The organism is Luteibacter aegosomatis (genome assembly GCF_023078455.1).
In the GTDB taxonomy this organism is placed as follows: domain Bacteria; phylum Pseudomonadota; class Gammaproteobacteria; order Xanthomonadales; family Rhodanobacteraceae; genus Luteibacter; species Luteibacter aegosomatis.
Map to the genome: position 1 here is coordinate 2,837,757 of NZ_CP095740.1, position 12,169 is coordinate 2,849,925.

At 68.4% G+C, this 12,169-nt stretch carries 10 protein-coding genes; 7 read left to right on the forward strand and 3 right to left on the reverse strand.

Features of this window, described 5'->3' with window-relative positions:
• Positions 1-10: 10 nt before the first annotated feature.
• Positions 11-433 (forward strand): poly-beta-1,6-N-acetyl-D-glucosamine biosynthesis protein PgaD, encoded by a 423-nt coding sequence (pgaD, locus tag L2Y94_RS12625; RefSeq protein ID WP_247366997.1) that lies wholly within the window; start codon positions 11-13, stop codon positions 431-433.
• Between the two features lie 8 nt (positions 434-441).
• Here pgaD and egtB read toward each other — a convergent pair whose 3' ends face one another.
• Positions 442-2,610: an ergothioneine biosynthesis protein EgtB gene (gene egtB, locus L2Y94_RS21350; protein WP_345779992.1), complete on the reverse strand. Its 2,169-nt coding sequence runs from the start codon at positions 2,608-2,610 to the stop codon at positions 442-444.
• Positions 2,611-2,632: 22 nt separating this feature from the next.
• On the reverse strand, positions 2,633-3,010 hold the full coding sequence (locus tag L2Y94_RS12640) for a DUF427 domain-containing protein (RefSeq protein ID WP_247366998.1): 378 nt from the start codon (positions 3,008-3,010) through the stop codon (positions 2,633-2,635).
• A gap of 279 nt (positions 3,011-3,289) precedes the next feature.
• Here L2Y94_RS12640 and L2Y94_RS12645 point away from each other — a divergent pair, with 279 nt between their 5' ends.
• The 5 genes from L2Y94_RS12645 (at position 3,290) to L2Y94_RS12665 (ending at position 8,455) form a co-directional block, all read left to right on the forward strand.
• Positions 3,290-4,801, forward strand: coding sequence for a diguanylate cyclase (locus L2Y94_RS12645; RefSeq protein ID WP_247367002.1), 1,512 nt, complete (start codon positions 3,290-3,292; stop codon positions 4,799-4,801).
• A 53-nt stretch (positions 4,802-4,854) separates the two neighbouring features.
• The gene (locus L2Y94_RS12650; protein WP_247367005.1) at positions 4,855-6,567 is read left to right on the forward strand and encodes a vWA domain-containing protein; all 1,713 of its coding nucleotides are present in this window, start codon (positions 4,855-4,857) and stop codon (positions 6,565-6,567) included.
• Between the two features lie 70 nt (positions 6,568-6,637).
• Positions 6,638-7,192: an RNA polymerase sigma factor gene (locus L2Y94_RS12655; RefSeq protein ID WP_247375236.1), complete on the forward strand. Its 555-nt coding sequence runs from the start codon at positions 6,638-6,640 to the stop codon at positions 7,190-7,192.
• Between the two features lies 1 nt (position 7,193).
• Positions 7,194-7,865, forward strand: coding sequence for a hypothetical protein (locus tag L2Y94_RS12660; RefSeq protein ID WP_247367006.1), 672 nt, complete (start codon positions 7,194-7,196; stop codon positions 7,863-7,865).
• A gap of 2 nt (positions 7,866-7,867) precedes the next feature.
• Positions 7,868-8,455 (forward strand): IMPACT family protein, encoded by a 588-nt coding sequence (locus L2Y94_RS12665; protein WP_247367009.1) that lies wholly within the window; start codon positions 7,868-7,870, stop codon positions 8,453-8,455.
• 3 nt (positions 8,456-8,458) lie between these two features.
• Here L2Y94_RS12665 and L2Y94_RS12670 read toward each other — a convergent pair whose 3' ends face one another.
• Positions 8,459-10,087 carry a GDSL-type esterase/lipase family protein gene (locus tag L2Y94_RS12670; RefSeq protein ID WP_247367011.1) on the reverse strand — a complete coding sequence of 543 codons (1,629 nt, stop codon included), beginning with the start codon at positions 10,085-10,087 and terminating at the stop codon, positions 8,459-8,461.
• A gap of 293 nt (positions 10,088-10,380) precedes the next feature.
• Between L2Y94_RS12670 and L2Y94_RS12675 the strand changes: the two genes are divergently transcribed.
• Positions 10,381-12,144 (forward strand): ABC transporter transmembrane domain-containing protein, encoded by a 1,764-nt coding sequence (locus tag L2Y94_RS12675; RefSeq protein ID WP_247367014.1) that lies wholly within the window; start codon positions 10,381-10,383, stop codon positions 12,142-12,144.
• Positions 12,145-12,169: the final 25 nt, after the last annotated feature.

The following is a 12,169-nucleotide window of genomic DNA, read 5'->3' on the forward strand; positions in this document are numbered from 1 at the left end:
CGAAGCGATCATGATCCAGCGCCCCGAGCGCCAGTCCGCGGCACAGAAAGCCGTATTCACCACCGTCACGGTCATCGCCTGGCTGTTCTGGGTGTTTCTCTGGCTGCCCCTGGTCACGCTCGGCGCGTGGGCCTTCGGCCTGCGCAACGCCTGGGTGCAATTGCACGTGAATCGGCTCGGCGACGGCGGCGACATCAACATCGTGTTCATCTGCGCCCTGGTTTGCGCGCTCGTCTTCACGAGCTGGTCGGGCTACAACTACCGGCGCTTCGCCGGCAAGCAGAAGCGCCGGGGCAACCTGCCCGTGGGCGTGGCCGAGACGGCCGCCGCCATCGGTGCCACCACGGACGATGCCTTACGCATGCAAGGACATCGTCGCGCGGTGGTGAGCGTGGCCCAGGACGGCTTCATGACGGTGGACGACGCTCGCTGAACCCAGCGCTACACCGCCTTCAACACGAACACGCCGAACGCGGGATCGTCCGACACCCACTGCCGCTCCACCTCCCAGCCACCCGACCTCGCCAACGCCGCGAACGAGGCCGGCGTGAACTTGTGCGAGTTCTCGGTATGGATGGTTTCGCCCTCGGCGAAATCGAACACCTGCCCCGCCACCGTCACGCGCTGCGCGCGCTGGCTTGCCAGGTGCATCTCGATACGCGCCATCTCCGCGTTCCACACCGCGCGATGCTCGAAGGAACCCACGTCGAAGTCGCCGCCGAGTTCGCGGTTGATGCGCACCAGCATGTTTCGATTGAAGGCAGCCGTGACGCCCTCGGCATCGTCGTACGCCGCGGTCAGGGTCGGCACGTCCTTGACCTGATCCGCACCGACGATGAAGCGCGCCTCGGCGCCGAGCCGGTGGCGCACCGAGCGAAGCAGTTCCACCGCATCCTCGGCTTCGAAATTGCCGATGGTCGACCCGGGAAAGAAAGCCACCACCGGGTGCCCTTCCAGGGCGAGGGGCACGTCGATGGAACGGGTGAAGTCGGCCACCACCGGATGCACCGCGAGTGCGGGATAGGCCGACGCCAGCCGTTCGGTGGCACCGTCCAGCGCATCCACGCTGATGTCCACCGGCACATAGGCGACGATCCCGGGCGCGGCGTCGAGCAGCAGGCGCGTCTTCTCGCTGGCGCCGCTGCCCAGTTCGAGCAGTACCGCGCCCTCGGGAATGTATGAGGCCAGTTCGGGGGCGATGCCGGCCAGCAAGGCCTTCTCCGTGCGCGTCGGGTAATACTCCGGCGTCCCGCAGATGGCTTCGAACAACGCCGAGCCCGCGCCGTCGTAGAAATACTTCGGCAACATCGTCTTCGGCGAGGCGGACAGCCCCGCCAGCGTATCGCGCAGGAACACGTCGCGTTCGTCCTCGCGCTCGCGATGCACGTCGCGCGCCAGGCGCAGCCCGGAGAACATCCAGCGCTGTCCCGGCCGGTAGAAGTTCCGGTACGACGGACGGCTGTGCCAAGGCGGTGTCACCGATGCGCCGCCACGCAGCACCATCTGGCCGCTCATGAACTTGCCGTTGTACTCACCCACCGCGTCGTCCGCCGCGCGAAACCCGGGATAGGGCGTATAGGCACTCGCGGTCCACTGCCATGCCACGCCGTCCACCTGTTCCAGCCCTTGGCGCGAACGCACCGCATGTTCCCATTCCGCTTCGGTCGGCAGACGCGCACCGGCCCAGCGTGCGTAAGCCTCGGCTTCGTAGTAGCTGATATGGGTGACCGCGGCGTCCGGATCCACGGGACGCCAGCCGGCCGGCGTCATATGCGACCAGACGTCGCCGTCGCGATGCCAGTACAGCGGTGCTTCCCAGCCTTCTTCGCGACACTGCGCCCAACCGTCGGACAGCCAAAGGTCCGCGCGGCGATAGCCGCCCAGCGCCATGAACGCCATCCACTGCCCGTTGGTCACCAGGCGGTCGGCGATGTCGAAAGGCTCCAGCCATACCGTGTGGCGAGGGCCTTCGTTATCGAACGAGAACGGCTCGTCCTGTGCGCCGATGCGCACCGGACCGCCGCCGATGCGATGAAAGCGCGCGACGCGTCCCGGCGAAGGCAGCGCCCATCGCGAATCGAACGCCGGCTTCAGCGGCGACTGGGCGAAGAGATGCTGCACGTCCATCACCAGCAATTCCTGATGCTGTTCCTCATGGGCGAGGCCCAGGCGCAGCAATGCCTCGATGTCCGCCTCCAGGGGATGGGAAAGCAACTCGCCCATGTACCGGTCGACGTGGCGGCGATAGTCGAACACGCGTTCCACCGACGGCCGCGTGAGCAGGCCACGCATGGGCCTGGGATGGCGTGGCCCCACCGCTTCGTAGTACGAATTGAAGAGAAACCCGAAGGTCTCGTCGAACACCCGATAACCCGGCAGGTTCGGCCCGAGCAGGAAGGTTTCGAAGAACCACGTGGTATGCGCGAGGTGCCACTTCGCCGGACTGGCGTCCGGCATGGACTGCACCACCATATCTTCCGCATCGAGGGTCGCCACCAGGGCTTCGGTGCGGCCGCGCACGGCGGCATAGCGCCCTGCCGCCGTCGAGGGCACGCAAGCGGCGGAGGCGGCGACGCGTGCCGCCGGTTCGATATCGACAATGGCTTGCATGGTTGCTCCCTTGGCTTCCGGCTCAGTCCGGAAGGTGTTCGATCGTGACCCGCTCGGGATAGAACGCCAGATGATCGCGTATGGCGGCCACCGCGTCGTGCGGGGCCTCATAGCTCCACACCGCGTTGATCGCCCGTTCCGAGTGGCCCGGCAGGCTGAAGTACGAGGCCTCGCCCTTATAAGGGCACCACGTGTGATGCGCCGTCTTGCTCAGGGCAGCCATGTCGGCATCTTCGCGGGGCACATAGAATACGGGTGGATAGCTGGCCTCTTTCAGGCGCAAGGCATGGCGCGAGTCGACGACCACGCGATCGCCGTCGCGGACGATCACGCGTCCGCCGGCCGGCGTGATGTCGATGGGATGGTCCGGTCCGGGAATGCGTACGGGGCGGGACGTCATGGTGATCTCCTTCGCGACGGAAGCTTTCATCCTGTGGCCCCGGCCGGGGGATTCCAAGCCACCTGCATCGCAAAGCTGCCCGTACCCGCCCGCACGAATGGCAGGATAAGCCTCGTTTTGTCCGATGCCGACACTCGAAGGCGCCCCCGGCGGCGCCTGCCGGGTGACCATCGACCCGGTTCATTTCGCCGGCTCGCGCCGTAATATGGCGCACATGATCTTTCACCGTCGCCGCCTCGCGGCCGCTCCCTCCCCCGGCACGGATCGCCTGCGCATCCCATGAAGGCGTTGCTGTTAGCGATCACCGTCGTCATCACGCACGTCATGCTCCTGGCCACCGGTGCGCGTCACGGGATGGCGGTGTCCTACGCATGCTATTTCGTCATGGGCAGCCTGGCCACCGGGAGCACGTGGGTTGCCTGGCGGCGCCAGGACGGCACGCGCGACCCTCGATGGTGGCTGCTCGTCGCGAGCATCGTCCTGTGGATGGTGGCCATGGCCCTGGCGGCGCGGCAGAGCTACGTGATGGACAACGACAATCCCACGCCCGGCGACAGCATGTTCGCCTACGTGCTCTACGTGCTGCCCGTGCTGCTGGCGATATCGTCGGCGCCGGTGGCCGTGCGCAAGCGCTGGGCGCTCGCCATCGACCTTGTCCTCGCCCTCCTGCTGGGCGTGCTCTTCTACGCACACACCTTTTCCATCGTCTCGCTGCACGGTGCGGCCGACGTGGCGGGCGCGCTCCAGGTCGCCTGGGTGCTCGACGCGGAGAACGTCTGCCTGGCACTGGCGGCCCTGTTGCGCTTCGTGGCGACCGACAGCCCGGACGACCATCGCTTCTTCCGCGCGGTGGCCGCCTTCTTCGTCACCTATGCCGTCGCGGGATTCACGTACAACCACTACATCGCCCTGGGCGGGCATCCCGCGTTCGGCGATACGCCTTGGGACGCCCTGCTCGACCTGCCGTTCGCCGTGCTCGTCGCCGTGCTCGCCATGGAGCCCACGCGCCGTCACTGGCATCCGCCGGTATACCTCGTGCGTTTCGTACAGGGCGCGAGCCCCACGTTTCTCGCGATGAGCGTTCTCACCTTCGGGCTGCTGGTGATGGCCGAGCATCCCGAACTGGGCATCACGGCGGCCATCGCCGCGGTGATGGGCATCGGCCTGCGCGGCACGCTCGCCCAGGTGGACCTCGTCGACGAGGAACACCGCCAATGGCGCCTGCGCGACGAACCCGAAGGCCTGGTGTTCGTCGACCGGCTCACCGGCTTGCCCAACCGTCGCGCCTTCGACGAACGCCTGCTGCGTGAGTGGGGCCGTCCGGCGCAACAGGCGCCCATCGCGTTGCTGGTGATCGACGTGGATTTCTTTCGCGAGTACACCGACCGCTACGGCCGCGTCGCCGGCGACGACTGCCTTCGCGCCCTCACCGGCATGCTGCAGTCCCGCGGCCTGCGCGCCGGCGACTTCCTGGCGCGTTTCGGCGGCGAGGAATTCGCGGTGATCGCGCCGGCGACGCCGCTGCATCAGGCCGTGGCCCTGGCCGACGAGCTTCGCGCGCACGTGGAAACCCAGGCCATCCTGCATCCCCTGAGTCCGTTCGGCGTGGTGACCGTCACGGTGGGCGTAACCGCGCTGCGCGCCTCGCCCCACGGCGGCGCGCTGGAACTGGTCAACGCCGCCGAATGCGCGCTCCAGCGGGTCCGGCGGTCGGGGCACAACCGCGTGGGCACGCTGGGCACGCCGCGCGTGGCCCAGTCCGACGATCCCTCGCCGCTGGAGTGGAATTAACCCCGTTCGTCCCGTCGCCACGTTTCATCCCATGTCCCCCGCAGAGGCCATGCATGATGATCACGTTGCGTACCCCCCTTCCCTTGCTCCTTGCCGGCCTGGTGGCCGTTGCCGGCGGCTTTGCGGGCGACGTCCCCGCCAGGCCCGCCCCGGCCCCTTCCCGGGCGCCCGGCGAGACGTCGGCCGATTGCCTGCCAGGCGCGCCGACGCCGCTGCCGATGGGCCGGCAGACCCTCGCCTACGCGTCGGCGCCCGTTTCGGCGAAGATGGCGGCTCCCGCGATGCGGGAAGACGCGACCCGCATCGTGGAGCCGCCCTCCCCGCCGTTCGCCGGGTCGCCACCGGTGGATACCAGCCACTACCGCCATCGAGACGCCAATCCCGTGCACCTGGCGGCGGACGAGCCGGTATCCACCTTCGGCATCGACGTGGATACCGGTTCGTACACGAACGTGCGGCACATGCTCCAGGCGGGCCGCTTGCCGCCCGCCGACGCCGTGCGCAGCGAGGAATTCATCAACTACTTCGACTACGGCTACACGCCGCCCACCGATCGCTCGCGTCCCTTCAGCGTCACCACCGAACTGGCCCCGTCGCCATGGAACCGCGATCGCCAACTGCTGCTCGTCGGCATACAGGGATACACCCTTCCCGCGAAGGATATTCCCGCGGCGAACCTCGTCTTCCTCGTCGACGTGTCCGGTTCCATGAACGAGCCCGACAAGCTGCCCCTGCTGAAGGCATCGCTGCGGCAGGTGGTGCCGAAGCTGCGCGCGCAGGATCGCGTATCGCTGGTGACGTATGCCGGGTCGACCTGCGTGGCCCTGCGTTCCACGCCCGGCGACCAGCACGCGACGATCCTCGCCGCCATCGACGCGCTCGGCGCCGGCGGCTCGACCAACGGCGCCGCGGGCATCGACCTGGCTTACGCACAGGCCGCGAAAGGCTTCATCAAGGGCGGGATCAACCGCGTGATCCTCGCCACCGATGGCGATTTCAACGTCGGCACCGTCGGCGTGGAAACGCTGAAGGATCGCATCGCCGAGAAGCGCAGGAGCGGCATCGCCCTGACCACGCTGGGATTCGGCGAAGGCAACTACAACGACGACATGGCCGTGACCCTCGCCGATGCAGGCAACGGCAGCCATCACTACATCGACAGCCTCGAGGAAGGACGTCGCGTGCTCGTGGACGAGATGTCGGCCACGCTCACCACCATCGCCAGGGACGTGAAGATCCAGGTCGAGTTCAACCCCGGCACGGTCGCCGAATACCGGCTCATCGGCTACGAAAAGCGCATGCTCGCCCGCGAGGATTTCAACAACGACGCAGTGGATGCGGGCGAGATCGGCGCCGGTGCGAACGTCACGGCGCTCTACGAGATCACGCTCAAGGGCGCCAAGGGCGGTCGCATCGATCCGCTACGCTACGGCCCCCCGTCCGCCGCGCCGGACGAGCGTGGCGAACTGGCCTGGCTGCGCCTGCGCTACAAGGCGCCCGACGGAGGCGCCAGCCGGCTGATCGAGCGGCCTCTTTCGGCGACGCCCGAAGCCGCGCCCAGCGACCGCCTGCGCTTCGTCGCGGCCGTGGCCGCCTTCGCCGATAACCTGCGCGGCGGCAAGTACAGCGAGGGCTTCGGCTACGACAAGGTGGCCGAGTTGGCTCACGGTGCGGTCGGCAGTGATCCGGGCGGGTATCGCGGACAGATGGCGAGGCTGGTGGAGATGGCGGGCGGGATGCAGACGACGGCGCCCAATGACCGCTAGATCCACCGTGGGAGCCGACCTCGACGGCGAAGTCGGCTCGCACAACGGGAAAATGCCTTACCCTTCCCGCATGGACGCTCCCTCCACCGACGACGCGACGCTGATGCAAGCCTGGACCGCCGGCGACGCCGGCGCCTTCGGCACGCTCTACGCGCGGCACAAGGGTGCCCTCTATCGCTTCCTGCTGCGTACGATGAAAGACCGCGCGCTCGCGGACGAACTGTTCCAGGAAACCTGGAGCCGGGTGATCGCCGCTCGCGCGCGTTACCGGCCCGAGGCGAAGTTCTCCACCTGGTTGCTGCAGATCGCGCACAACCTCGCCATCGACAGCTTTCGTCGCAGCCGTCCTCAGGCCGACGCGGACGAAACCGAAGCGGCGCTCGCCATGCAGGCGGCGCCCGAGCGCGAGCAGCCCGAGCACGCGTTGTCCGACTTCGAGTTGCGCCGGCGCATGCAACGCGCCATCGAGAGCCTGCCCGACGAACAACGCACGGCCTTCGTGCTGCGCATGGAAAACGAACTCTCCGTGGAGGACATCGCCGCCGTGACCGGCGTGGGCCGCGAAACCGCGAAATCGCGGCTTCGCTACGCCATGGCCCGGATCCGAGACAGGATGGCCGACTGACATGAACCCGAACACACCCCCGCCCGGCGACGACGACCTGCCCGACGAGCGCGAACTCGCGACGTTGTATGCACGCCTGCCGCGCGTCGAGCCCTCGCCGGAACTCGATGCGGCCGTTCATGCCGCCGCCATGCGGGCGCAGCCACGTCGTCGCTCGCGCTGGCCGCTCGCGGTCGGTTCGGCAGCCGTGCTCGTGCTGGCCGTCGGCATGGGCTGGCATCTGGGTCGCGAGCCGGTGATGCCGCCCGCGGCGCGCTCGCTGCCTCCTCCGCCCGCGGAAGGCGCGGTAACCCCGGATGCCATTCGCGTCGTCGAGCCGCCGCCGCCGTCGCCGGTTCTCGACGAAGCGGCGCCCCCCTCGCCCCCGATGGCGGTCCGGAAATCCGCTCGCACCCAGCGCATCGAATCGGCTCCCGCTCCATCGCCCGCCGCACCGCCCGCCGCCGATGCCGCGCCGCCCTTCGCTCCCGCGCTGCGGATGCAGCGGGCCATGCCCATGAAGCCGTCCGCGCAGATCCTGCCGTCTTCGCTGCCGCCGGACGACCGCGTGGCCTACATCCGCCACCTGCTCGACCAGGGTCGGCGCGACGAGGCAAGGCGCGAAGCCGAAGCCCTGCGCCGCTCGCACCCACGCTACGAGCTGCCGCAAGACCTGCTCGACCTGCTCAGGTAAACATGCCGTACACGCTCACCTCGCCATGGCGGCACGAGGAAGACATCCGCAAGAGCCGCTTCCTCGCGCAGGCCTCGCCCGTCGCCACGCCGGAAGAAGCCCTCGCCTGGTTCGCCCGTGTGGGCGACGCGTCCGCGACGCATAACTGCTGGGCCTACCGCATCGGCGACGCCTATCGCTTCAACGATGACGGCGAGCCTGGCGGCACGGCGGGGCGACCCATCCTGCAGGCCATCGACGGCCAGGGCTGCGACCGCGTGGCGGTCGTCGTCACGCGCTGGTATGGCGGCATCAAGCTCGGCGCGGGTGGACTCGCGCGTGCCTATGGCGGCTCGGCCGCCGAATGCCTGCGGCTGGCGCCACGCACGCCGATCGTCGCGATGGGACGGCTGGGTATGCACTGCGACTTCGCGGAACTGGCGCTGGTATCCGCACGGGTACGCGAACTCGGCGGTGAGATCGAACGGGAAACCTTCGTCGCCGATGGTGCGGACATCGTCGTGTCGGCGCCCCTCGATCGCATCGAGACGATCGAAGGGCGCGTCGTCGACATCACGCGCGGGCGCGTCCAGCCTCGGCGGCTGGACTAGGCCTCACTTGCGGTGGCGATGAGCCGGCGCGGCCGGCGGATCCAGCAACTGCGTGCCGGTGTTCCACACCGGAAAGCCCGTCGGGTCGTAGATCACCAGGTTGCCGTCGTTCTGCAACAGCATGCGTGAACCCGGGTGGCCGTCGGTATTGGTCGCCCAGACGGCCTTGCCGGCGGTGTCGTAGAACATGAAGTTGCCGTTGTGCAGCATCTGCCCCGAGGCGATCCGCTGGGTGCCGTCCGTGAGCGACCCGGTCGCCCACAGCGGCACGCCGCCGTCGTCGGTGAAGCGGTAAAGCACGAAGTTGTCGTCTTCCTGCAGCGCCAGCATGAAACGTCCGTCGCAGGAAAGCGTGTCCTTCTCCGTGGTGATCGTCTGCCCGGTGGTCAGGCCGGCGTCGCAATCCTGCTGCGGGTTGGACACCGGCGGTGCCGTCGGCGCCTGGAAGATCGCCAGGTTCACCGCGTCGGCCATCGCCTGGTAGCCCGCGTCGTTGGGGTGCACGCCGTCGTCGCTGCCCTTGTACCGCGACTGCAGCTGCGAGGGATGGTCCGGATCGCGAAGCGCCGCGTCGAAATCGACCAGGGCGTCGCAGCCCGGGCTCGAGCGCAGGAAGGCGTTGTATCGCTGGCGCGTGGCTTCGGTGCCAGGCGCTTCGTTGGTCGGCGTGTAGGTGCCGCACACGAATTTGACGTGGTTGGCGTGCGCCTGGTCCATCAGCGACTGCACCGCGGCGATCAACTGCGGTGCGTTCGTATCGCTCAGTCCGTTGAAGTCGGTATGGATCACCCAGCGCACGTTGGGCTGGTCGATCACGTCGCGCGAGTAGCGGTTGAGGGTGCTTTCGCCGTACAGCGGCGGTGCGTCGTCGAGCAGGTTGCCACCGGAGACGCCCTTGTTGAGCACGCCCACCGGGATACCTTGCGCGGCCAGGCGGCGTGAGAGGTCGTTGGGCCAGCGACGGTTCTGGTCGCCGCTGGAGAAATCGCCGTCGGTGATGGACGTGCCGATCGCCACCAGGCTGCCCGGCGTGTCCGGATTCCGCACGTCCACGCCGGTCAGGAAGTAGTAATCCCCCGGAAACGTGGGATCGTCGAAGAACGGCTTGCCGCTGACGTCGCCACGGTTCATCTGCATGGTCTGCTCGGTGAACGGATGGATGGTGTACGTCTTCGGCGTCGCCACGGGGAAATAGGTGCTCACGGCGAGATAGGCGTTGGCCGGCACGGTCATGTCGATCGCATCGCTGACGATGCTCTCGCCGGGCTGGAGTACCGCGGTCGTGCCGCCGTCGAAGGTCACCACGTGATCGGTGCCGTCGAGGATGCTGCCGCCGTCGTCGTTCAGGCCGACGTGCACGTCGGCCAGCGTCAGCGGCGTCTCGCCGTACTGGTTGGAGAAATGCAGCCGCGCCGAACGGCCGCCGATCGACGTGTACACGTACTGGCGCAGGGTCTGCCCGGTGAGCGAGACGAGGTTGCCGTAGTCCGCGCGCGTCACCGGCAGCTGGCCGACGGCCCAGGTGCCGGTCCAGGGCAGGCCTTCGGTGTGCGACCGGGTTTGCGTCGCCGCCGCGCTCAACGACAGGGAAAGAAGACAGGCCAGGGCGAGCCCTCGCTGATAACCGCGCATGGTGATTTCCTTTGGTGGGGGAGTCCACGCCGTCGCTCCACGTGGCGACGACGGCCGCATCCGGCGCCGCCTGTTTAACGCCTGGGACAGATGGCCGATTCCCTCGAACGGGGTACGCCGACCTCCCTCCGCGTCCATGTGTGACGGACTCGGCATGCCTTCACGCAAGTCGTCCGTTTCTTGTCCGCTGGCCCGTCAGCGTCCAACCATCCTCACCCAATCGGCCATATGTGATTGAATAACCGGCTGGCAGGCCCCATCCCACAGACGATTTCCAACGGAACACGCAACGCATGGCCGAGGCAAGCAGGGAGAAGTCACGCAAAATCGGCGCGCTGCGCCACCTGTGGCCGTTTCTCCGGCCGCACAAGGGCCTGGCCGTGGGGTGGCTCATCTTCCTGGGCCTGTCGTCCGGCTCGTCGCTGCTCCTGCCGGTGGCCGTGCGCCACATCATCGACCACGGTTTCCTCGCCTCCAACGTCGCCACCATCAACGGCACCTTCCTCGCGCTGTTCGGCGTGGCCGTGGTGCTCGCCCTCGCCACCGCGGGCCGCTACTACTGCATCGCCCTGCTCGGCGAGCGTTCGCTGGCCTCGCTGCGCACCACGCTCTACCGCCACGTGATCGGGCTGGACGTCGGCTTTTACGAAAGCACCCGCGTAGGCGAACTCACTTCGCGCCTGGGTACCGACACCGAAGTGGTGCAGACCCTGGTCGGGTCGGGCATCTCCGTGGCGCTGCGCAGCGCCGTCATGCTCATCGGCGCCGCCGGGGCGATGGCCTGGACCAGCCCCCGCCTCGCCGGACTCACCGCGCTGGTGATTCCCGCCGTGATGCTGCCGATCCTGGTGTTCGGACGCCGCGTGCAGAAACTGTCGCGCAACAGCCAGGACCGCATCGCCGACGCCGCCGCCGTCGCCAACGAAACGCTCAATGCCGCGCAAGCGGTCAAGGCCTATGGCCGCGAACCCATCGAGAGCCGTCGCTATGCCGACGCGATCGCGCGGGCGCTCGCGACCGCCCGCCTGCGCATCGGCATGCGTTCCCTGCTCACCGCCGCGGTCATCGTGCTGATCTTCGGCGCGATCACGCTCGTGCTGTGGGCCGGTGCGCGCGACGTGATCTCCGGCGAACTCGCCCCCGGCGTGCTCAGCCAGTTCGTGCTGTATGCGATCTTCGCCGCCGGCTCGGTGGCGGGCCTGTCCGAAGTATGGGGCGACGTGCTGCGTGCCGCGGGTGCCATGGAACGCATCGGCGAGCTGTTCGCCGAACGCGCGACCATCGCCACGCCGGATGCCCCCGAGCCGTTGCCGAAGCCGGTCACCGGCACGTTGCGTTTCGACCACGTGTCGTTCCGTTATCCCACGCGCCCCGACGTGCTCGCGCTGTCCGACTTCGACCTCGACATCGCACCCGGCGAAACGGTGGCCTTGGTGGGTCCGTCCGGCGCGGGCAAGAGCACGGTGTTCAGCCTGCTGCTGCGCTTTCACGATCCGGCCAGCGGCGCGATCCGCTTCGACGGCGTGGACCTGCGCGCTCTCGCCCTGCCCGACCTGCGCGGCGCCATCGCGCTCGTACCGCAGGAGACCGTGATCTTCGGTGGCTCGGCGGCGGACAACATCCGCTTCGGCCGTGAGAGCGCCAACGACGCCGAGGTGCGCGAAGCCGCCCGCCTGGCCGAGGCCGACGGCTTCATTGCCGCCCTGCCCGACGGCTACGAGGCCGCGCTGGGCGAACGCGGCGTGCGTCTTTCAGGCGGCCAGAAGCAGCGCATCGCCATCGCGCGCGCCATCCTGCGCGACGCGCCGCTGCTGCTGCTGGACGAGGCCACCTCGGCGCTCGATGCGCAATCCGAGGCGGCGATCCAGCAGGCCCTGGAGCGGCTCGAAAAGGGACGCACCACGCTGGTGATCGCCCATCGTCTCGCCACCGTGCAGCGCGCGGACCGCATCGTGGTGATGGACGGCGGCAGGATCGTCGCGCAGGGCACGCATGAAGAGCTGCTGCGCGAGGGTGGGCTTTACGCGGAGCTGGCGCGACTGCAGTTCGTCGCCTGATCCGACGCCTCGCCGTGGGCACCGC